Source organism: Luteimonas sp. 100069 (assembly GCF_003813845.1).
In the GTDB taxonomy this organism is placed as follows: domain Bacteria; phylum Pseudomonadota; class Gammaproteobacteria; order Xanthomonadales; family Xanthomonadaceae; genus Luteimonas; species Luteimonas chenhongjianii.
In genome coordinates this window covers 312470-332838 of the sequence record NZ_RPFN01000004.1, presented here as the reverse complement: position 1 = coordinate 332838, position 20369 = coordinate 312470, and the positions used below count along the sequence as shown (strand labels likewise).

Below are 20369 nucleotides of genomic sequence, written 5' to 3'. Positions count from 1 at the left end.
GTCGACCGATGTGGCGAACCGCGGAGCGCCGAGCGTATCGGCCTTCGTTCCGCGCCCGTTCGCCACCCGGCGCTAAAATCGCCGCATGTCCTCCGAATTCGACACCGCGGCCGCGCCGCCCATTCCGCTCGGCCGCGAGGTCGCCTATCCCCGGCACTACGACCCCGGTCTGCTGTTTCCGATCGCACGCACGCTCGGCCGCGCCGAGCTCGGCATCGCCGAGGCCTTGCCTTTCACCGGTCACGACCGCTGGCACGCCTACGAGCTGGGCTGGCTCGACGGCCGCGGCAAGCCCGTGGTGGCGACGGCAACGATCACCGTGCCCGGCGACTCGCCGTCGCTGGTGGAGTCGAAGTCGCTCAAGCTCTATCTCAACTCGCTCAACCACACGCGCTTCGATGATGCCGATGCGGTGCGCACGCGCATCGCGGCCGACCTCTCGCAGGCCGCCGGCGCAACAGTCGACGTGAGCTACGGCCTGCCGCCGATGGCCGCCGCCGCGAGCGGGGAGGTATCGATCGACGATCTCGACATCGAGATCACCAGCTATGGTCCGCCGGATGCGGCGCTGCTCGCGGCCGATGCCGATGGCGATGCGGTCGTCGAGGAACGCCTGGCCTCTTCGCTGCTCAAGTCCAACTGCCCGGTCACCGGCCAGCCGGACTGGGCCAGCCTGCACATCGCCTATCGCGGACCGCGCATCGACCGCGCCTCGCTGCTGCGCTACCTGGTGTCGTTCCGCGACCATGCCGAGTTCCACGAACAGTGCGTCGAGCGCGTGTTCGTCGATCTGATGGCGCGTTGCCATCCCGAAACGCTGTCGGTCGAAGCGCGCTATACGCGTCGCGGCGGGCTGGACATCAACCCCTGGCGCGCGACGCCGGCGCATGCCGCGCCGCCCGCGCGTCGCGACGAGCGCCAGTAACACGGCCGATCCCGCGCGATGGTTTCTTAACGCGGGAAGTGGGAGCCTCGCAGGTCGATCCGACCGAGGCCCCGCCATGACGCTTTCCCGCAATGCCGACGCCACGTCGCTGCGCACCTATGTCGTGCGCAAGGGCGATACGCTTTCCGGCATCGCCGAAGCCGAGCTCGGCGCCCAGGGCCGCTGGCGCGAGCTGTTCGAGGCGAACCGCGACCTGCTCGACGATCCTGATTGCATCCAGGCCGGCCAGGTGCTGCAGCTGCCGTCCGACTGACCGAACCCCGTCTCCAGGAGTTGCCATGACCCGACCCGTCGCCCTGACCTGCCTGACCGTCGCACTCGCTGGCGTGACGCTGCTTGCCGGCTGCAACCGCGATGCGCCGGCCCCTGCGCAGGCACCGGTCGCGACCGCACCGGAACCCCCGCCGCCGCCCGCGCCACCCGCGCCGGCGACGGTGACCAGCGTGGAACTGGGCAATGCCGTCGACGATCAGAACCGGGTCGCAACCCCCGCCTCCGAGTTCGCCACCACCGACACCATCTACGCCTCCGTCGGCACCGCAGGCGAGAGCGCGGCGAAACTGGCGGCGCGCTGGACCTATGGCGACGGCCAGCTGGTGCGCACCACCGAAGCCGACGTCGCGGCGGGCCCGCAGGTCATCGCCTTCGACATCCACCATCCCGCAGGCTGGCCGACAGGCAACTACAAGCTCGAGGTGTCGCTCGACGGCAAGGTGGTGGAGACGCGCGAGTTTTCGGTGAAATAGCGCCAACCCCTGCGATGCCTGATGAAAAAGCGCGGCCCCGGCCGCGTTTTTCGTGTGCGATTACGGTGTCGCAGCATGCTGTCGCGTATGTCCCGCTCGCAGGCCGGCGCCTTTCTTGGCCCGGGTAAACGCGCGACAATCGCAAGGCTCTACCCCAGCGTGTACCGGCCTGCGCCGCCATCGCGCGCGCATGGGCGCATGCGGCCACTGGATGGCCGCCTGCGTGCCGGTACCGCATCCCCCTGTTTTCTGAAGAAGCGAGACACGTCCGATGTCCGATAGCCCGAAGATCATCTACACGCTCACCGACGAAGCACCGTATCTGGCGACGCAGTCGCTGCTGCCGATCGTCGAGGCATTCACCAAACCGGCCGGCATCGCGGTCGAGACGCGCGACATCTCGCTGGCCGGCCGCATCCTGGCGCAGTTCCCGGACCGTCTGAGCGATGCGCAGAAGATCGGCGACCATCTGGCCGAACTCGGTGAGCTGGCAACGACGCCCGAAGCCAACATCATCAAGCTGCCCAACATCAGCGCATCCGTGCCGCAGCTCAAGGCCGCGATCAAGGAACTGCAGGACCAGGGCTTCAATCTGCCCGATTACCCGGACACACCCCGGACCGACGAAGAAGCCGACATCAAGGCGCGCTACGACCGTACCAAGGGCAGCGCGGTGAACCCGGTGCTGCGCGAAGGCAATTCGGACCGCCGCGCACCGAAGTCGGTCAAGGCATACGCGCGCAAGCATCCGCACCGCATGGGCAAGTGGTCGAGCGACTCGAAGTCGCACGTCGCGCACATGGATGCGGGCGATTTCTACGGCAGCGAACGCTCGGCGACGCTGGACAAGGCCGGTGTGCTGAAGATCGAACTGGTCGGCAAGGACGGTGCGACCACGGTGCTCAAGGACGCGGTGCCGGTGCAGGCCGGCGAGATCGTCGATGCCGCGGTGATGTCGCGCAAGGCGCTGTCGAGCTTCATCGAGGCGCAGATCGAGGACGCGAAGGCGCAGGGCGTGCTGTTCTCGCTGCACCTCAAGGCGACGATGATGAAGGTGTCGGACCCGATCATGTTCGGCGTCGTGGTGCAGGCGTTCTATCGCGACGTGCTGGAGAAGCATGCGGATGCGCTGGCCCGTATCGGCTTCGATGCCAACAACGGCATCGGCGATCTGTACTCGCGCATCAAGTCCTTGCCGCAGGATGAGCAGGAGGCGATCCGCGCCGACATCGACGCGCTGTACGCGCAGCGCCCGGCGCTGGCGATGGTCAATTCGGACAAGGGCATCACCAACCTCCATGTCCCGAGTGACGTCATCGTCGACGCCTCGATGCCGGCGATGATCCGCGACTCGGGCGGCATGTGGAATGCGCAGGGCAAGCTGCAGGATGCCAAGGCGGTCATTCCCGACCGCTGCTATGCCGATGTGTTCCAGGCGGTCATCGACGACTGCAAGGCCCACGGCGCGCTCGATCCCACGACGATGGGTTCGGTGCCCAACGTCGGCCTGATGGCGCAGAAGGCCGAGGAATACGGCAGCCACGACAAGACCTTCCAGATCCCCGCCGACGGCACCGTGCGCGTGACCGATCAGGATGGCAATGTCGTGTTCGAGCATGCGGTCGAGGCCGGCGACATCTGGCGCATGTGCCAGACCAAGGACGCGGCGATCCAGGACTGGGTGAAGCTCGCCGTGAACCGCGCACGCCTGTCCGGAACGCCGGCCGTGTTCTGGCTCGACAAGAGCCGCGCGCACGACGCGCAGGTCATCGCCAAGGTCAAGACCTATCTCAAGGACCACGACACCGCGGGGCTCGATCTGCGCGTGCTGCCGCCGGTGGAGGCGACGCGGTTCTCGCTCGAGCGTATCCGCCGCGGCGAGGACACGATCTCGGTGACCGGCAACGTCCTGCGCGACTACCTGACCGATCTGTTCCCGATCATGGAACTTGGCACCAGCGCCAAGATGCTCTCCATCGTGCCGCTGATGGCCGGCGGCGGGCTGTTCGAGACCGGTGCGGGCGGCAGCGCGCCCAAGCACGTGCAGCAGTTCGTCGAGGAAAACTACCTGCGCTGGGATTCGCTCGGTGAGTTCCTCGCGCTGGCCGCGTCGCTCGAGCATCTCGGCAACGCCTACGACAGCCCGAAGGCCAGGGTGCTCGCTGCCGCGCTTGATGTCGCCAATGGCCGCATCCTCGACGAGAACCGCTCGCCGGCGCGCAAGGTCGGCGAACTCGACAATCGTGGCAGCCACTTCTACCTTGCCCAGTACTGGGCGCAGGCCCTGGCCGACCAGGACGACGATGCCGAGCTCAAGGCGACGTTCGCACCGCTGGCGAAGACGCTGACCGAGCAGGAGGCAAGGATCCTGGGCGAACTCAACGGCGCGCAGGGCAAGCCGGTGGATATCGGCGGTTACTACCACCCCGATCTTGCGAAGGTCGGTGAGGCAATGCGTCCGAGCGCGACGTTCAATGCGGCGATCGATTCGCTCAAGGCCTGAGCCCCACTGCAGTGCGTGATCGACAGGCCCGCTTCGGCGGGCCTGTCTCGTTGTGGGCTTCGCTCTGCGTTGCCGTTGCCGTGGGTTTCCCCTCACGGCTCTACCAGCCCACTTACCCGGAGGGTCTGCAATCACGTGGGCGGCGTTGGGAGCGGGCAACAGCGGAGCAACTGCAAAGCTACGGCTGCACCCCATCCGCCGGAATCGTCCACCCCTGCGCCAGTGCATACAGAATCCGATGGTCCTCCGCATCCAGGGTCCCATCGGCCAGCGCCCGGAAGCGCAAGCGGAACGCGCGCGACGTCGCGTCGAGATCGTCGACCGGGTAGCCCACCGTGCGCAGTGCCTGGGCCGCATCGAAACCCGGTGGCGCTGGCGGCGTATCGTCGCGCGGCCAGACCCCGTAACCGTGTTGCGCCAGGCGCTTCCACGGAAAGTGCACGCCCGGATCGATCTTCCGGCCGGGGGCGAGGTCGGAGTGGGCGATGAAGTTTCCGGCCGGAATCCGCCAGCGCGCCTTCAGATCGCCGAGCAGCACCAGCAGGCTCTCGAGCAGCGGCTCGGAAAACGGTTCGCGACCGTTGTTGTCGAGCTCGATGCCGATCGAGGCGGAATTGACGTCCGCCACCGCGCCCCAGCTGCCGGCACCGGCATGCCAGGCCCGGTCCACGTCGGAGACCAGCTGGTAGCGCTCGCCGTGCTTGCCGATCAGATAGTGCGAGCTGACGCGTCCACCGCTGTTGGCGGTCCGCAAGGTATCGAGACTGCGCTGCGCCGAATCCTGCTCGGTGTAATGCAGCACGACCAGTACAGGTCGGCGCGGATCGAAGTTGTCGGACGGCACCCAGGTGGCGAGCGGATTGCGCGGCGCCTGGTGGGCGCACGCGCAGAGCAGCAGGGCGACGAGCGCGGCAAGCAGATATTTGGGCATGCACGCATTGCAACGTGCCAGGGCAGGCGACACAAGCGCCAGAGAAGCGGGCGGCGGCCTGCGCGGCCGTCGCCCGTCCTCGTTGCCGGCGTCCGCGCAGGATCACGGACACCGGTTGCGGTTTACTTCTCGTAAGCCGATTCGCCGTGCGACACGATATCCAGGCCTTCGCGCTCCTGGTCTTCGGTGACGCGCAGGCCGACGACGAGCCTGACGATCAGCATCACGACCGCAGTCACCACCGCGCACCACAGCACGGTGAACGCGACGCTGACCAGCTGCACCCAGACCTGCGCGCCTATCGCGAGATCGACCTCGGTGCCGCCCAGCGACTGGGCACTGAAGACGCCGGTCAGCAGCGCGCCGACGATGCCGCCGATGCCGTGTACGCCGAACACGTCGAGGCTGTCGTCGACCCGCAGCATGCGCTTGAGTCCGGTGACGCCCCATACGCACAGTGCACCGGCGGCCAGACCGATGACGACTGCGCCCATCGGGCCTACGGTGCCGGCTGCCGGCGTGATGCCGACGAGGCCCGCGATCGCGCCCGAGGCCGCGCCGAGCGCCGATGGACGGCCCTTGGTGAAGGCTTCGACGATGCTCCAGGCGATCACGCCGGCCGCTGTCGCGACCATGGTGTTGAGCATGGCCAGCGATGCGCTGGCATCGGCGGCAAGCGCCGAGCCTGCGTTGAAGCCGAACCAGCCCACCCACAGCAGCGACGCCCCGATGAAGGTGAAGGGCACGCTGTGCGGTTTGATCGCCTCACGTCCGTAGCCCAGGCGCTTGCCGAGGAAGTACGCGCCGACCAGGCCGGCGACGCCGGCATTGATGTGCACGACGGTGCCGCCGGCAAAATCGATCACGCCCTTGTGCGCGAGGAAGCCCGCCTCACCGCTCCAGACCATGTGCACCATCGGCAGATAGGCGAACGTCACCCACAGGATGGAGAACAGCAGCACCGCCGCGAACTTGATGCGCTCGGCAAACGAGCCGACGACCAGCGCGGTGGTGATGCCGGCGAACGTCGACTGGAAAGCGATGAACAGGAATTCCGGGAGGCCTCCGGCATCCGTCTCCGCGGTGATGCCGCGCAGGAACGCCTTTTCGGTGAAGGAGCCGAAGAACGCGTTGCCCTCGGTGAACGCCGCGCTGTAGCCATAGGCCACCCAGAGGATGATCACCACGGAGAACACCACCAGCACCTGCATGATGACCGAGAGCACGTTCTTGGCGCGCACCATGCCGCCGTAGAACAGGGCAAGGCCCGGCACCACCATCAGCAGCACCAGCAGGGTGGAGGTGAGCATCCAGGCCACATTGCCGCTGTCGAAGGTCACCGCCCCGGTCGTCTCCAGCACCACCGCTGCGGCTTCGACGGCGGGCAGGTCCTGCGCAAAGGCGCCGCCTGCCACACCCAACATCGCGCACGCACACACCAGCATCTGAAGCAGCAGCTGCATACGGGTTTTCCACCCGCGGATTTCGATCGTCTTCATGGAGCCTCCGTGGGGGTTAGAGCGCGTCGGCGCCGATTTCGCCGGTGCGGATGCGCAGGACCTGGTCCAGCGCGATGACGAACACCTTGCCGTCGCCGACCTTGCCGGTGGCCGCCGCTGCGGTGATTGCCTCAATCGCGGCCTCGAACACCTCGTCGGCGACGGCGCATTCGATCTTCAGCTTGGGCAGGAAGTCGACGACGTATTCGGCGCCGCGATAGAGCTCGGTGTGGCCCTTCTGACGGCCGAAGCCCTTGACCTCGGTGACGGTCAGGCCGTTGACGCCCGCATCCCCGAGCGCCTCGCGGACTTCGTCGAGCTTGAACGGGCGGATGATCGCGATGATCAGTTTCATGTGGCTCTCCAGATGCGCACCGCGTCAGAACGACTTGGTGACGGCGAGGGTGATGGTGTCGTCGGGACCGATCAGGTCGTTGTCGTTGAAGTCGAGGGCGATATCGAAGCCGTTGTCGAACGCTCTGCCGACGCCCACCGACCAGTAGGCATACGTCGCAGTGCCTGCGCTGCCGGCCACCCACTGCTTGCCCACGACGCCGCCCAGCGTCCAGCCGGGTGCGAACTCCCAGCCGATGTCGACCTCGAGGTGGCTGCTGCCGTCCGAGTCGGGAATGCCGAACAGATCGGTGACGGCGTACGAGTACTTCGCACCGAGGATGTTCCAGCTCACCCCCGCGTAGAGCTCGGTGGTGTCGGCCTTGTTGAAGCCGGCGGGATAACTGCCCGGATACCAGTAATGCACGGCGCCGACGTCCCAGCCGACGCCGCTGTCGCCGAAGTCCCCGCGGAAGCCGGCATAGCCGTCGAGTTCGAGCTGGCTGGAGATGGCGGGATCGGAATCGGACAGCCAGCTGATGCTGCTGCCCCAGGTGCCGACATAGAAGCCGCTTTCGTGCGCCCACTCGACGCCACCCTGCAGGGCGGGTTCGCCGTCGGTCTGGGTGATGCCACGGAACAGGTAATCGCTGGTCAGCGTGATCGAGCCGGAGAGCTCCGCCTGGGCGGCACCGGCGGACAGCAGCCCTGCGCACAGCAGGGCGGCGCGTGCGTGATTGCGTGGCGACATGACAGGCTCCTCAAATGAATGAAAAAGCCCTCCCCGGTCATTGCGTCTGCGTCTGTTGTTGGTCTTTTCGCAGGCCGAACGTTCGGCGCCGGCCCGCCCCCTGGCGGTCGTCACCGCGACCGACGCTCTATGGCGCCTGTGTGGCCGCTGTCCCATCCATCGGTTGAATCCGGACGCGTGGCGCCTGTCGGCGGTGCCGCCCACCGTGGGGGAGGGAGGCGCTGCCGTCGGACGCTGAAACGCAACGGGGCCGGCCAGTGGCCGACCCCGTGGGTGCATCAGATCGCGTAGTACATCTGGTATTCGAGCGGGTGGGTCGCGCCGCGGAACGCGGTGACTTCCTTCATCTTCAGGGCGATGTAGGCATCGATGAAGTCGTCGGAGAACACGCCGCCGGCCTTGAGGAAGTCGCGGTCCTTGTCGAGCGCGTCGAGCGCCTGGTCCAGCGAATGGCAGACGGTCGGGAAGTTCTTCTCTTCCTCGGGCGGCAGATCGTAGAGATCCTTGTCGCTCGGGCCGCCCGGATCGATCTGGTTCTTGATGCCGTCCAGACCCGCCATCATCAGCGCGGCGAAGGTCAGGTAGCCGGACTGCATCGGATCGGGGAAGCGCATCTCGATGCGGCGCGCCTTGGGATTGGCGACATACGGGATGCGGCACGAGGCCGAACGATTGGATGCCGAGTAGGCCAGCATCACCGGCGCTTCGAAGCCCGGCACCAGGCGCTTGTAGGAGTTGGTCGACGCGTTGGCGAATGCGTTGATCGCGCGGGCGTGCTTGAAGATGCCACCGATGTACCACAGCGCGGTCTGGCTCAGGCCGCCGTAGCCGTCACCGGTGAACAGGTTGGTGCCGCCCTTGGCCAGGCTCTGGTGTACGTGCATGCCGCTGCCGTTGTCGCCGACGATCGGCTTGGGCATGAAGGTCGCGGTCTTGCCGTTGCGGAAGGCGACGTTCTTGATGATGTACTTCATCGTCTGCAGCTCGTCGGCCTTCTTGACCAGCGAGTTGAAGCGGGTGCCGATCTCGCACTGGCCGGCGTTCGCGACCTCGTGGTGATGCACCTCGACTTCGATACCGACCTGCTCGAGCGTCTTGCACATTTCGGCGCGGATATCGTGCAGCGAGTCGAGCGGCGCAACCGGGAAGTAGCCGCCCTTGATGCCCGGACGGTAGCCGCTGTTGCCGCCCTCGTATTCCTTGGCCGAATTCCAGTGCGCTTCTTCCGACTCGATGTGGAAGAAGGTGTGGCCCATCTCGTTGGCGTAGCGCACCGAGTCGAAGATGAAGAATTCGGGCTCGGGGCCGAAGAACGCCTGGTCGGCGATGCCGCTGGATTTCAGGAACGCCTCGGCCTGCTTGGCGATGCCACGCGGGTCGCGCTCGTAGGACTGCATCGTCGTCGGATCGAGGATGTCGCAGGTCAGCACCAGCGTCGGATCGGCGGTGAAGGGATCGACGAACGCGGTCGACGGGTCGGGCAGCAGCACCATGTCGGAGTTGTGGATGCCCTTCCAGCCGCTGATCGACGAGCCGTCGAACATCTTGCCGTCCTCGAACAGGCCGGGCTCGATGATCGACTTGGGATACGTCACGTGGTGCTGGACGCCACGCATGTCAGTGAAGCGAAGATCGATGAATTCGACCTTGTTGTCCTTGATCAGTTTTTCGACAGTGTCCATCGACATCGGGGAATGCCTTGTTGAAGTGTGCCCATATCAAAGCAATGGTCGTGCCAACTTTATTTTTCCTTTCGGATCAAAGTCTTGAACCTGGATTCCGGTTTTACACCGGCGTCTGCTGCGCCCGCATGGTGCACGGCAATCCTCTTTGCACCGAATCGGTGCGTCATTGCCCCAGCGGAAGCCCGCGGTTGGCCTTGACCGTGCGCAGCACGAAACTGGAATTCACGTCCGCCACCGCCGGCTGGTTGAGGAGCTGATCAAGCAGGAAACGCGAAAAGTGTTCGAGATCGCGCACCACCACCTGGAGCAGGTAGTCCATGTCTCCGGTCAGCGCGTGGCAGGCCACCACCTCTTCCCAGCCGTCGACCAGGCCGGCGAAGCCGGCGACGGCGGCGCTGTCGTGGTGCTTGAGCTGCACCCGGACAAACGCCTGCAGGCCGAGGCCCAGATGCTCGGCGCTGACCTCGGCGCGATAGCCGGCGATGACGCCCTCGCGCTCGAGCCGCTGCACCCGGCGCAGACAGGCGGACGGGGAAAGATGGACGCGATCGGCCAGATCGGTATTGGCCAGGCGTCCGTTGCGCTGCAGTTCGGCCAGCAGCAGCAGATCGGTACGATCAAGGGTGCCCGACATTCATATTGTCCTGAATTGCTAGGAAGCAAACGAATATTGCGCGCGTAGCGGCATCCTGCGCAATGACGCAACCCTGTTGCGCCACATCGACGCTATTGTCTTGAGTCGTTCATCTGCCGGAGCCGCCATGTCCGCCCAGCCCGCCAATACGCCGCGCCGTGTCGAGAACCTGCAGACCGACAAGGGCAAGGTGCCGGTCTACGCCACCGGCATCATCGAACAGCCCTGGGACGGCTACAGCGCCGACGACCACGCCACCTGGGCCACGCTCTACGCCCGGCAGCGGGAGCTGCTGGTCGGCCGCGCCTGCAACGAGTTCCTGCAGGCGCAGGACGCCATGGGCATGACGCCGGATGCGATTCCGAAGTTCGTCGAGCTCAACGAGGTCCTGCAGGCTGCGACCGGCTGGACGCTGATGGGCGTCGAAGGCCTGCTGCCGGAACTCGATTTCTTCGACCATCTCGCCAACCGCCGCTTCCCGGTCACCTGGTGGATCCGCCGCCCGGACCAGATCGACTACATCGAAGAACCCGACCTGTTCCACGACCTGTTCGGCCATGTACCGCTGCTGATGAATCCGGTGTTCGCCGATTACATGGAGGCTTACGGCAAGGGCGGGGTGAAGGCGCACGGGATCGGCCCGGACGCGCTGCAGAACCTCACCCGGCTGTACTGGTACACCGTCGAGTTCGGCCTGATCCGCCAGGACGACGGACTGCACATCTTCGGCGCCGGCATCGTGTCGTCGAAGGGCGAGTCGATCTATTCGCTGGAATCCGATGCACCCAACCGCATCGGCTTCGATCTCGAACGCATCATGCGCACGCGCTACCGCATCGACACCTACCAGAAGACCTACTTCGTCATCGACAGCTTCGAGCAGCTGATGGACGCGACGCGTCCCGACTTCACTCCGATCTACGCGCGCCTGGCGACCCAGGACACGATCGGCGCCGGCACGGTGCGCGACGAGGACCGCGTGTTCCATCGCGGCACCGGTGAAGGCTGGACGGCGGGCGGGGACGTCTGATTTTCAAGGGACCGCGGCGTCAGGGATGACCCCGCCGTTCCGCCTTGGCAGAGACGCGCGAACTCGCGCCGGCATGACGCACTGTCGCGGGATCCAGCGCATCAGGCGGTCGCTGTCCGCAGCTGGACAGCGGGCAGCGATCCGGTCGCCTCAGCGATTCCAGCTCCACTGCGCGCCCACCATGACGCCTCGCCCCGGTCCCGGTTCGTAGAAGCGGCCATTGCCTTCGTTGACGATCACCGAGCCCACATGGGCGTGGTCGAGCAGGTTGTCGACGCGCACGAAGGTGCGCAGCGTGCCGGCATCGAAGCGCCAGCGACGGGCGCCTTCGAGATGTACGAGCGCGTAGCCCGCCGCGCGGCCGGTCGCCAGATCGTCGACGACGACATCCCCCACGCCCACGCCCTCGATCGCAGCGCTCCACGGCCCGCCTGCCCAGTCGAGTCGCGCGTACATATGCCGCGCAGGCACGCCGGGAATGCGCGCACCCGCAGCGACCGGCGTGGACGGGACGGTGCAACCCGCACCGGTACAGACCAGGTAGGCATCGCGGAAGGTCGCATCGAGCCAGGTCGCCGCGACGCTGAGGTCGAACGCCTCGCCCAGGGGCTGGCGCAGCGAGAGCTCCGCGCCCTGGCGGCGCGCGCGGCCGATGTTCTGGAAGCTGCTGCGGCCGCCGACGTTGCGGGCGACGGCGAGTTCGTCATCGGTGTCGGCGCGGAACAGGGCGGCATTGACGGTCGCGCCCGAATCCGCACGCCACTTGGCGCCGAGTTCGAGGTTGTCGCTGACCGCCGGCGCCAGATCGAATGCGAAGCCGGCGCCGCCGTCGGCGCGGTAGCCGAGCTCGTTGAAGGTCGGCGTCTCGAAACCGCGACCCGCCGACAGGTACACGCGCAGATCGTCGTCGGGCGCGAACGTGACACCTGCGACCGGCGACGTCTGCCGGAACGTGACGCGGCCGCTGTCGTCGGGATTGGTCGCGGTCACAAAGGCATCGCGTGAGGTGAATTCGACCTCGCTGTGGCGCACGCCGGCGAGCAGCGACCAGCGCGGCGCGAATGCCCAGTAGGCCTGCGCGAACTGGTCCAGGTTCTCGACCGTATTGCGCTCGTCGCGCCGCAGCCGGCCGCGCACGCCGAGCGTCTCGCCGATGAAGTTCTCGAAGCCCTGGCGGTGCTGGCGCTGGCGGTCGCCGTTCGCGCCGACCGTGAGCTCCAGCGGACGCCCGGCCAGCGCACCTTCCCAGCTCCAGCGCAGGTCGAGCCCACCGTAGCGGTTGTCGAGATCGATCACGCCACCGGAGTTCAGTGGATTGGCCTGCGCCGAGGCGGGAATGGGCAGGTACTGCACCACAGCGCGCTCGCCGCCGTAAGCCATCGCGCGCAGCGTGTGCGCCTCGCCGATCCCATGCTCGTAAACCGCGCCGACCTGGGTCTGGCGCACGGTCTTGCGCGTATCGAACTGGCGCGCGACATCTGCGACCTGGCGCGGGTTCTCGCGGACCTGCGCGGCGGTCAGGCCAAGCGGATCCTGGGCGTCGATGTCCACATGGTTGGCAACCACGTCCAGCCGGCGCCGGTCACCGAAATCCAGGCGCAGCTTCGCGTTGGCCGAATCGCGGCGCGCAGCGCTGTGGTCGCGCCAGCCATCGGTGTCGAAGCGCGACAGCGCGAGGTTGTAGCCGAGCGTCTCCGACCCGCCGAGCAGTTGCGCCGACAGGCTGGTGGTGTCGTCGCGCCCATGGCTGGCCTTGAGCCGCCACGGATCACCCGGCGCGCCATCGGCGCTCCACAACTGCACGACGCCGCCCGAGGAATTGCCGTACAACGCCGAGAACGGTCCGCGCATGATCTCGATACGATCGCCGCCGACCAGGCTGAAATGCGAGAGCTGGCCCTGGCCGTCGGGCATCGACGCCGGAATGCCATCGGCGAACAGGCGTACGCCGCGCACGCCGAAAGTGGAGCGCGCACCAAAGCCGCGGATCGAAAGCTGCGTGTCCTGCGCATGGTTCTGCCGGTCGCGGGCGAGCAGGCCCGGGACGCCTGCCAGCGGTTCCGACGCGACGGTGCCGGCGCGACTGCTGTCGGCGTCGTCGAGCCGGATCGCGTCGACCGAGGCCGGCGTGTCGAAATCGCTGACGCCGCGAAGACGCGTCGCATCCACGCGCACGCGATCGAGCGTGACGGGGGCAGCGGTCGTCGCCTGGGCACGGGCGAACCCGGGCGACAGCAGGATCAGCGACAGCGCCGACGCAAGCGCAGTGGGGGCCACACCCATCAACCGAACACCAGCTTGCCGCGCATCACATTCCAGTGGCCCGGGAAGGAACAGAAGAAGGTGTAGTCGCCGCCGCGGGTCAGGCCGGCGGTGGGGAAAGTGACCGTCGTCGATTCGCCGCCGCCGATGACACGGGTGTGCGCGATGACGCGCCCGTCGCCCGGTGGCAGATAGCTGTGGGCCAGGCTGCCGCGACCACCGGCAATCGCGACCGGGCGATAGTCGGCGGTGCGGGTCAGCACCCAGTTGTGGCCCATCGCCGCCGCCTTCTGCCGGCCGGTGTGACGCAGGGTCAGTCGCACCTGGGTGCAGTCGGCGGCGACGCGCAGCTCGGACGTGTCGAAACGCATCGCATCGTCGCTGCCGATCGACAGATCGCAGGTACGGGCGAGGGCGCCGGTGGCGGGCAACAGCAGCAGCAGCGCAAGCGCGCCGCGCAAGGCGCGGTTCGGCATGACATCTCCGGGGGAAAGCGGGTTGTGATGCGACACATCACGCCGCGTATTGTCGCAAAGGCCGGCGTGAATGACCCGGGACGGAATGTCGCAGGAACGATCCGATGGTTGCTGCCGGACGCGTCTGCTGGTCGAGCGCAGCACCGGATCCCGATTGCCCCGGCGACTTCCGGCGGGCGCCTGTCCGATCGGCCGCGGCCATCGATATCTCGGCTCGAACGCTCGGGAGAATCACCGCGAACACCGGGTGCCCGGCCTGCGCCTGTTGGCGGCCGCATCCGTTCCTCGCGCCGGGTGGGCGAGCCAGGGGTCCACCGCAGCACGGCGAGTTCAGATCACCTGCAGGGTGATCGCCTTCAACACGGCTCGCGTGCGATCGCGCGTGCCGAGCTTCTCCAGAATCCCCGACACGTAGTTCTTTACCGTGCCCTCGGCGAGAAACAGGCTGCGGGCGACTTCCTTGTTGGAGTAACCACCGGCAAGCAGGCGCAGGATCGCCACCTCGCGCTCGGTGAACGTCTCGCGCGGTGCGTGCTCGTCGTGGAAGCGGTAGCGGGCCCGGACCGGCTCGGCGCTGACGGCTGCAGCAGGGTTTCGCCTGCCGCGACGCGTGCGATCGCATCCCGCAGGTCTTCTGGCGCTGCGTCCTTGAGCAGGAAGCCCTGCGCGCCGGCATCGGTCGCACGCAGCAGCAGGTCGCTGTCGTCGAACGTGGTCAGCAGCAGCACCGGTGTCGTGTCGCCGCGGGCGCGCAGTGCGGCCAATGCTTCGATTCCGTCGAGGCCTGGCATGCGGATGTCGCTGAGCACCACATCGACCCGGTGCGACGCGAGCTGCTCGAGCAATGTCGTACCCGAATCGGTCTCGAATACGATCACGATGCCGTGTCGTTCGAGCAGAGCGCGCAGGCCGGCGCGGACCAGCGCCTGGTCGTCGGCGAGCGCGATGCGTACGGGCGCCGCGCTCACGCGGGCAGTTCCGCATCGATGCGCATCGCGCCCCGGGGCGTGCGCGCGAGCTGAAACCGCCCTGCAGCGCTGCGAGGCGCTCGCGCATGCCGGCGATGCCGTTGCCTTCGCGCCAGCCCTCGCGTATCCGGCCGTCGTCCACGATGGTCACGCGCAGGCGATCGCCATCGCGATGCAGCGCGACGTCGAGCGTGCGGGCGATCCCCATCACGATCAGACGCAGCGCGCGGATTACGGTGCAGTTCGTCGCGCCGGGTGTACTGCTGGCATCGCCGGGACGCGCGCTGGCGCGCGGCCACACGGAACAACGCAGCAACCGGGCTGTCTTGCGGGTGCCCGGACATGCCATGAGATGCGATTGCGTCGGATACGAAAGCGCAGCGAATCCTCGAACACGGCGCGAGCAGGACCCTGCCCACGCGTATGCGTTCCACGCAATCGACATGCGCTTCCGGCCGTTGGATCGAGTGGACGCGTGGTGCGGCCGGGACCGAACGTCCCGCGAAGCCGCGGTCACCCTTCCCGCCAGCGGGAAGGGTGCCACTGCAATCAGCCGCGGCTGACCGCCGCGACCGCCTTGGCCACGTAGCCCAGATTCCCCAGGCTCAGCGCGGCCACGCAGATGCGGCCGGTGCCGACCGCGTAGATGCCGAACTCGTCGCGCAGGCGCTCGACCTGGGCGCGGCTCAGGCCCGAGTACGAGAACATGCCGGCCTGATCCTGGATAAAGGCGAACTCCGGCGCGCCGTGTTCGGCGAGCTGCTCGACCAGCCCGGCACGCAGCGCGTGGATGCGCTCGCGCATCTGGCCCAGTTCGGCTTCCCAGCGCGCGCGCAGTTCGGCACTGCCCAACACGCCGGCAACCAGCGCCGCGCCATGGTTGGAGGGGCTGGAATGGTTGGCACGCACGAGACGCTTGATCTGCGATTGCACCGCGCGGCTCTGTTCGGCCGTCGCCGAGACCACGGTCAGCGCACCCACGCGCTCGCCGTACAGCGAGAAGGACTTCGAATACGAACTGGCGACGACGAACTCGCTGATCCCCGATTCCGCCATCAGGCGCACGGCTGCGGCGTCCTCGTCGATGCCGCGGTCGAAGCCCTGGTAGGCCATGTCGATGAAGGGGAACAGATCCCGCTCGGCCAGCACCTCGATGACCTGCCGCCACTGCGCATCGGTGAGGTCGGCACCGGTGGGATTGTGGCAGCACGCATGCAGCAGCACGACGGTGCCGGGCTCGAGGCTGCGCAGGTCGGCGAGCATGCCGGCGAAGTCGACGCCGTGCGTAGCCGGATCGAAATAGGTGTAGTCGACGACGTCGAACCCCACGGCGCCGAACACCGCGCGGTGGTTCTCCCAGCTGGGATTACTGATCGCGATGGTCGCGTGGGGCAGCGTCTTGCGCAGCAGCTCGGCGCCGGTGCGCAGCGCGCCGCTGCCACCGATGGTCTGGGTCGTCGCGACGCGACCGACGGCCAGCAGCGGCGACTCCGCGCCGAACAGCAGCTCGCGGGTGGCGCGGGTGTAGTCGGGCAGGCCATCGATCGGCAGGTAGCCGCGCGGCTTGGCCTCGGCGGCCAGGCGCTGTTCGACCTCGCGGACCGCGTCGAGCACCGGAATGCGGCCGGCTTCGTCGTAGTAGATGCCCACGCCGAGATTGACCTTGGTGGCGCGCGCATCGGCGTTGTAGGCCTCGGTCAGGCCGAGGATGGGATCACCTGGAACGAGTTCGACGTTCGCGAAAAAAGAGGACACGGAAAGGCAGCCTTGCACGATAGAGGGGAGCATCGGGCGGCGCGCGCGCGCGGCCGACCCGGCCAGAATACCGGGCGCAGCCATCGCGCGCGATTCACCGGGGGGACAGCTACGGGCTTTGGGGCGACAATGCAGCCCTCTTCGCCGCCATGGACCGTCCGCGCATGCCCAGCATTTCCCTGACCCGCCATCTGATCGAGGAACAGCGCCTCGGCCACGTGACCCCGGACCTGCGCCTGCTGCTGGAGGTCGTCGCACGTGCCTGCAAGCGCATCTCGGTGGCGGTCGGCAAGGGCGCCCTGGGCGACGTGCTCGGCGAGGCGGGCGGCGCGGACGGCAGCATCAATATCCAGGGCGAGGCGCAGAAGAAGCTCGACGTGATCAGCAACGAGATCCTGCTCGAGGCCAACGCCTGGGGCGGGCATCTGGCGGCGTGCGCATCGGAGGAGATGGAACACTCCCAGCAGATCCCCGATGCCTTCCCGCGCGGCAACTACCTGCTGGTGTTCGACCCGCTCGACGGCAGCTCCAACATCGACATCAATGCCAGCGTCGGCACGATCTTCTCGGTGCTGCGCTGCCCGGAAGGCGTGAGCGCAGCCGAAGACCACGATTTCCTGCAGGCCGGCAGCACCCAGGTGGCCGCCGGCTACTGCCTCTACGGCCCCAGCACGATGCTGGTGCTGACCATCGGTCACGGCACGCATGGCTTCACCCTCGACCGCGAGCAGGGGTCGTTCGTACTGACCGGCCCGCACATGCGCATCCCCGAGCAGACCCGCGAATTCGCGATCAACATGTCCAACCAGCGCCACTGGGAAGCGCCGACCCAGGCCTACGTGGCCGACCTGCTGGCCGGCAAGGACGGCCCGCGTGGCCAGGACTTCAACATGCGCTGGGTCGCGGCGATGGTCGGCGACGTGCACCGCATCCTGACCCGTGGCGGCATCTTCATCTATCCCTGGGACCGCAAGGACCCGGCCAAGCCCGGCAAGCTGCGGCTGATGTACGAGGCCAATCCGATGGCGATGCTGGTCGAGCAGGCCGGCGGCGCGGCGAGTACCGGCCGCGAGAGGATCCTCGACATCCCCCCCACATCGCTGCACCAGCGTGTGCCGGTGTTCCTCGGTTCGAAGGAGGAAGTGGAAACCGCGACGCGTTATCACCGGCAGCACGACACCGCAGCCGCATGAGCGGTGCCGACTTCATCGAAGTCACGCCGGGCGCCTTGTCGCCGGACGCCTGCGCGGCGATCGTCGCGCGGATGCGCGGCAGCGCCGACCTGCATGCCGGGGAAATTGGTGGCGGGATCTATCCCGACCTCAAACGCAGCCGCGATCTGGCGATCAGCGGCCGCGCCGACTGGGCCGACGTGGTCCAGCAGCTCAATGTGGCCGTCCATGACGGCCTGATGGCCTACCTGCGCAAGTTCCCGCAGACCCTGATCGCGCCGCTGATGCTGCAGCAGCCCGACACTTCGGGCGCACTGCGGCGACTGGAGGCCGAAGATTTCGCCACGATGGACGAAGCGCGGCTCGGCGGCCTGCTGCAGACCTGCCTGCGTCCCGGCGCGATCAATCTGCAGTGGTACGCCGCCGGCGAAGGTGGCTATCCGTACTGGCATTGCGAGCTGTATCCCCGCGACCCCAGCTGCGAGACCCTGCATCGCCACCTACTGTGGACGATCTATCTCAACGACGGCTTCGATGCCGGCGAGACCGAGTTCCTGTTCCAGCAGCGCAAGGTGGCACCGCGTACCGGCGACCTGCTGATCGCCCCGACCGCGTTTACCCACACCCATCGCGGCAACCGGCCCCAGGGCGGCGACAAGTTCATCGCCACCAGCTGGGTGCTGTTCCAGCGGGCGGAGACGCTGTACGGGGCAGGTTGATCGGGCGCCTCTCCCTTTGGGAAAGGTCAGCGCGCGCAGCGCATCGGGTGAGGGACGCTGTTGCTGTTGCTGTTGCTGTTGCTCTGCTTCTGGTCTCTGCCCTGCTTCTGCCTTCGGCCCTGGATCTCCAATCGAGCCGTAAAGCGAGCCGAGCACCGGAGCCTGACGCGGCCGTAGAGCAGCCCTGCGATGCTCGGCTGCGCTTTACGGCTCGATCGAAGTCAAAAGCCAAGCCGGATCAGAGCAACCGCGATCGCAACATCAAAGCCAACGGCAAACGATGCATGTCGACCTCACGCGCACGGCCAAGGGCAGGCGACTGCAGTCGCGGAGCGTACGACCAGGATTCGGCGCACCCATGGCACGCGGCGTATCCAGCGAACACGCCGAGCGATCAGGCGAGACGCTTATCCACGCGGATGATTCAGCACCAGCCAATACAGCCCGATCTGCTTGACCACCTCGACGAACTTCTTGAAATCCACCGGCTTGCGGATATAGCTGTTGACGCCCAGCGCATAGCTGGCTTCCACATCGAAGGGCTCGGTGCTCGTGGTCAGCACCACCACCGGCAGCCCGCGCGTGGCCGGATTGGCGCGCAGCGCCTGCAGGACCTCGCGGCCGTCGAGCTTGGGCAGGTTGAGATCGAGAAGCACGATCGAGGGCAGATCGGCGGCGTTCCGCGCCTCATGGGCCCCCCTGGCGAACAGGTAGTCGAGCGCCTCGGCGCCGTCGCCGACCACGACCAGCTGGCTGTCGATGCCAGCCTCCGAGAACGCGATACGGGTCAGTTCGGCGTCGTCGGGGTTGTCCTCGATCAGCAGGATCGTGTGCTCGCTCATGGGCCTGGTGCATCCTCGTCCGGCGCCGCCGGTAAGTCGATGAAGAAGGTGGTCCCGACGTCCGGTGTCGAGTGCACGCGGATGTGACCGCCCTGGGCGCGTGCGAGTTGCTGGGCGATGGCCAGACCGAGGCCATGCCCCGCACCGTCGTCGGCCCCATGCAGGCGCCTGAACGGAACGAACAGACGTTCAGCATAGCGCATGTCGAAACCGCGTCCCTGGTCGCGGACCTCCAGTTGCAGGCGATCGCCGACCCGCGTGCCGTCGAGTTCGATCCGGATCACCTCGCGATGGGCGGAGAACTTCCAGGCGTTGTGCAGCAGCTTGCCGAGCATCTGCTTGAGCGCATGTTCGTCGCCCCAGGCCCAGAGGTCGGGAGTGACGCGGATGTCGGACGGACGGCCGGGATCGGCCTCCTGCAGCTCCACGCCGACCCATTCGCCGAGCATGCCGATGTCGACGGGGGTCGGCGGGCGCGACGGACGCGAGGCCCGCATGGTCTCGAGCAGGGCATCGATCAGCCCGCCGGCCTGCCCGGCCGCGTGCTGGATGCGTTTGAGGTATTCGCGCCCCCGGTCGGGATCTCCCTCCTGGGCCAGCAACCTGCGCGCGAACTGTTCGACCGCACGGACCGGCGCCCGCAGTTCGTGCGAGATGCCGAAGGCGAGGGTTTCCTGCTGCGCTTCCAGGGCCTGCTGGGCGCTGCCGTCATGGAGCTGCAGCAGGGCGCCGGCCGTCCCGGCGAGCGGCCTCAGGGTCGCGCGCAGGTGCCGCTGCGGACCGCTGTCTCCGGCCGCCAGGGTCACGGGCACGTCGTGGAGGTCGGCGTCCTCGGGCAATCGAGCCAGGGCCGCGTCGATGCGCGCCGACAGCCCCGGCAGCAGGTCGTGATGCGCCGCGCGGCCTGCCAGCATTCCGGCATCCACGCCCAGCAACGCGCCGAGCGCGGGATTGGCGCGCTGCCAACGCCCATCGGCGCCGATCACGGCGACACCGATCGGCAACTGGTCGATCAGGTCCACGGGGACATCGGGCGTGGTCCGTAGCGGGACGGCGTTGGACATCGGGCAGGCACTCTCACGCAGGCCGCGCAGTGTAGGAAATTACCGCGTCCACA

The 20369-nt window shown here is 67.4% G+C and carries 18 protein-coding genes and 1 pseudogene; 7 read left to right on the top strand and 12 right to left on the bottom strand.

Annotation, left to right across the window (positions count from 1 at the left end):
• Window positions 1–85 precede the first annotated feature (85 nt).
• The 4 genes from queF (at window position 86) to EGK76_RS10505 (ending at window position 4195) form a co-directional block, all read left to right on the top strand.
• The gene (gene queF, locus EGK76_RS10520) at window positions 86–925 is read left to right on the top strand and encodes an NADPH-dependent 7-cyano-7-deazaguanine reductase QueF (RefSeq protein ID WP_096296762.1); all 840 of its coding nucleotides are present in this window, start codon (window positions 86–88) and stop codon (window positions 923–925) included.
• 76 nt (window positions 926–1001) lie between these two features.
• Window positions 1002–1199, top strand: coding sequence for a LysM peptidoglycan-binding domain-containing protein (locus EGK76_RS10515; RefSeq protein ID WP_123832568.1), 198 nt, complete (start codon window positions 1002–1004; stop codon window positions 1197–1199).
• A gap of 25 nt (window positions 1200–1224) precedes the next feature.
• Window positions 1225–1692, top strand: a complete 468-nt coding sequence (locus tag EGK76_RS10510; protein WP_096296764.1) for a hypothetical protein — start codon at window positions 1225–1227, stop codon at window positions 1690–1692.
• A 271-nt stretch (window positions 1693–1963) separates the two neighbouring features.
• Entirely contained in the window at window positions 1964–4195 is a 2232-nt protein-coding gene (locus EGK76_RS10505) for an NADP-dependent isocitrate dehydrogenase (RefSeq protein ID WP_123832567.1), read from the top strand.
• A 178-nt stretch (window positions 4196–4373) separates the two neighbouring features.
• Here the strand turns inward: EGK76_RS10505 and EGK76_RS10500 are convergent, their stop codons facing one another.
• The 6 genes from EGK76_RS10500 to EGK76_RS10475 form a co-directional block, all read right to left on the bottom strand.
• Complete coding sequence (locus EGK76_RS10500; protein ID WP_096296766.1) at window positions 4374–5126, bottom strand: N-acetylmuramoyl-L-alanine amidase; 753 nt, start codon at window positions 5124–5126, stop codon at window positions 4374–4376.
• 122 nt (window positions 5127–5248) lie between these two features.
• Window positions 5249–6625 (bottom strand): ammonium transporter, encoded by a 1377-nt coding sequence (locus tag EGK76_RS10495; RefSeq protein ID WP_096296767.1) that lies wholly within the window; start codon window positions 6623–6625, stop codon window positions 5249–5251.
• Between the two features lie 16 nt (window positions 6626–6641).
• Window positions 6642–6980, bottom strand: a complete 339-nt coding sequence (locus EGK76_RS10490) for a P-II family nitrogen regulator (protein ID WP_123832566.1) — start codon at window positions 6978–6980, stop codon at window positions 6642–6644.
• A gap of 24 nt (window positions 6981–7004) precedes the next feature.
• A complete protein-coding gene (locus EGK76_RS10485) occupies window positions 7005–7709 on the bottom strand; it encodes a TorF family putative porin (RefSeq protein ID WP_157745219.1) in 705 nt (234 codons plus the stop codon).
• 278 nt (window positions 7710–7987) lie between these two features.
• Window positions 7988–9397, bottom strand: coding sequence for a type I glutamate--ammonia ligase (gene glnA, locus EGK76_RS10480; protein WP_096296770.1), 1410 nt, complete (start codon window positions 9395–9397; stop codon window positions 7988–7990).
• A gap of 160 nt (window positions 9398–9557) precedes the next feature.
• Window positions 9558–10028 (bottom strand): Lrp/AsnC family transcriptional regulator, encoded by a 471-nt coding sequence (locus tag EGK76_RS10475; protein WP_096296771.1) that lies wholly within the window; start codon window positions 10026–10028, stop codon window positions 9558–9560.
• Window positions 10029–10155: 127 nt separating this feature from the next.
• On the opposite strand from EGK76_RS10475, the gene phhA reads away from it, so the two are divergent.
• Window positions 10156–11058 carry a phenylalanine 4-monooxygenase gene (gene phhA / locus EGK76_RS10470; protein WP_096296772.1) on the top strand — a complete coding sequence of 301 codons (903 nt, stop codon included), beginning with the start codon at window positions 10156–10158 and terminating at the stop codon, window positions 11056–11058.
• A 150-nt stretch (window positions 11059–11208) separates the two neighbouring features.
• On the opposite strand, the gene EGK76_RS10465 is transcribed toward phhA, so the two are convergent.
• From EGK76_RS10465 to EGK76_RS10450, 4 genes and pseudogenes are all read right to left on the bottom strand, one after another.
• Complete coding sequence (locus EGK76_RS10465; RefSeq protein ID WP_123832564.1) at window positions 11209–13341, bottom strand: TonB-dependent receptor; 2133 nt, start codon at window positions 13339–13341, stop codon at window positions 11209–11211.
• Window positions 13341–13796 carry an azurin gene (azu, locus tag EGK76_RS10460; RefSeq protein ID WP_123832563.1) on the bottom strand — a complete coding sequence of 152 codons (456 nt, stop codon included), beginning with the start codon at window positions 13794–13796 and terminating at the stop codon, window positions 13341–13343. The genes EGK76_RS10465 and azu overlap by 1 nt, the downstream gene beginning before the upstream one ends.
• A 330-nt stretch (window positions 13797–14126) precedes the next feature.
• Window positions 14127–14764, bottom strand: a pseudogene (locus EGK76_RS10455) (response regulator transcription factor).
• A 549-nt stretch (window positions 14765–15313) separates the two neighbouring features.
• The gene (locus EGK76_RS10450) at window positions 15314–16519 is read right to left on the bottom strand and encodes an amino acid aminotransferase (RefSeq protein ID WP_233580258.1); all 1206 of its coding nucleotides are present in this window, start codon (window positions 16517–16519) and stop codon (window positions 15314–15316) included.
• A gap of 164 nt (window positions 16520–16683) precedes the next feature.
• Between EGK76_RS10450 and EGK76_RS10445 the strand changes: the two genes are divergently transcribed.
• Together EGK76_RS10445 and EGK76_RS10440 are read left to right on the top strand one after the other, a co-directional pair.
• Window positions 16684–17712 (top strand): class 1 fructose-bisphosphatase, encoded by a 1029-nt coding sequence (locus tag EGK76_RS10445; RefSeq protein ID WP_096300190.1) that lies wholly within the window; start codon window positions 16684–16686, stop codon window positions 17710–17712.
• Entirely contained in the window at window positions 17709–18410 is a 702-nt protein-coding gene (locus EGK76_RS10440) for a 2OG-Fe(II) oxygenase (RefSeq protein WP_123832561.1), read from the top strand. The genes EGK76_RS10445 and EGK76_RS10440 overlap by 4 nt, the downstream gene beginning before the upstream one ends.
• A gap of 407 nt (window positions 18411–18817) precedes the next feature.
• Here EGK76_RS10440 and EGK76_RS10435 read toward each other — a convergent pair whose 3' ends face one another.
• Both EGK76_RS10435 and EGK76_RS10430 read right to left on the bottom strand, forming a co-directional pair.
• Entirely contained in the window at window positions 18818–19252 is a 435-nt protein-coding gene (locus tag EGK76_RS10435; RefSeq protein WP_096296778.1) for a response regulator, read from the bottom strand.
• Window positions 19249–20316, bottom strand: coding sequence for a PAS domain-containing sensor histidine kinase (locus EGK76_RS10430; RefSeq protein ID WP_123832560.1), 1068 nt, complete (start codon window positions 20314–20316; stop codon window positions 19249–19251). The genes EGK76_RS10435 and EGK76_RS10430 overlap by 4 nt, the downstream gene beginning before the upstream one ends.
• Between the last annotated feature and the right edge of the window lie 53 nt (window positions 20317–20369).

Coding starts and splice junctions, on each gene's coding strand:
- phhA (WP_096296772.1), top strand. CDS start 10,156: ATGTCCGCCCAGCCCGCCAATACGCCGCGCCGTGTCGAGAACCTGCAG.
- EGK76_RS10495 (WP_096296767.1), bottom strand. CDS start 6,625: ATGAAGACGATCGAAATCCGCGGGTGGAAAACCCGTATGCAGCTGCTG.
- EGK76_RS10430 (WP_123832560.1), bottom strand. CDS start 20,316: ATGTCCAACGCCGTCCCGCTACGGACCACGCCCGATGTCCCCGTGGAC.
- EGK76_RS10515 (WP_123832568.1), top strand. CDS start 1,002: ATGACGCTTTCCCGCAATGCCGACGCCACGTCGCTGCGCACCTATGTC.
- EGK76_RS10440 (WP_123832561.1), top strand. CDS start 17,709: ATGAGCGGTGCCGACTTCATCGAAGTCACGCCGGGCGCCTTGTCGCCG.
- EGK76_RS10445 (WP_096300190.1), top strand. CDS start 16,684: ATGCCCAGCATTTCCCTGACCCGCCATCTGATCGAGGAACAGCGCCTC.
- glnA (WP_096296770.1), bottom strand. CDS start 9,397: ATGTCGATGGACACTGTCGAAAAACTGATCAAGGACAACAAGGTCGAA.
- queF (WP_096296762.1), top strand. CDS start 86: ATGTCCTCCGAATTCGACACCGCGGCCGCGCCGCCCATTCCGCTCGGC.
- EGK76_RS10485 (WP_157745219.1), bottom strand. CDS start 7,709: ATGTCGCCACGCAATCACGCACGCGCCGCCCTGCTGTGCGCAGGGCTG.
- EGK76_RS10465 (WP_123832564.1), bottom strand. CDS start 13,341: ATGGGTGTGGCCCCCACTGCGCTTGCGTCGGCGCTGTCGCTGATCCTG.
- EGK76_RS10475 (WP_096296771.1), bottom strand. CDS start 10,028: ATGTCGGGCACCCTTGATCGTACCGATCTGCTGCTGCTGGCCGAACTG.
- EGK76_RS10435 (WP_096296778.1), bottom strand. CDS start 19,252: ATGAGCGAGCACACGATCCTGCTGATCGAGGACAACCCCGACGACGCC.
- azu (WP_123832563.1), bottom strand. CDS start 13,796: ATGCCGAACCGCGCCTTGCGCGGCGCGCTTGCGCTGCTGCTGCTGTTG.
- EGK76_RS10510 (WP_096296764.1), top strand. CDS start 1,225: ATGACCCGACCCGTCGCCCTGACCTGCCTGACCGTCGCACTCGCTGGC.
- EGK76_RS10505 (WP_123832567.1), top strand. CDS start 1,964: ATGTCCGATAGCCCGAAGATCATCTACACGCTCACCGACGAAGCACCG.
- EGK76_RS10500 (WP_096296766.1), bottom strand. CDS start 5,126: ATGCCCAAATATCTGCTTGCCGCGCTCGTCGCCCTGCTGCTCTGCGCG.
- EGK76_RS10490 (WP_123832566.1), bottom strand. CDS start 6,980: ATGAAACTGATCATCGCGATCATCCGCCCGTTCAAGCTCGACGAAGTC.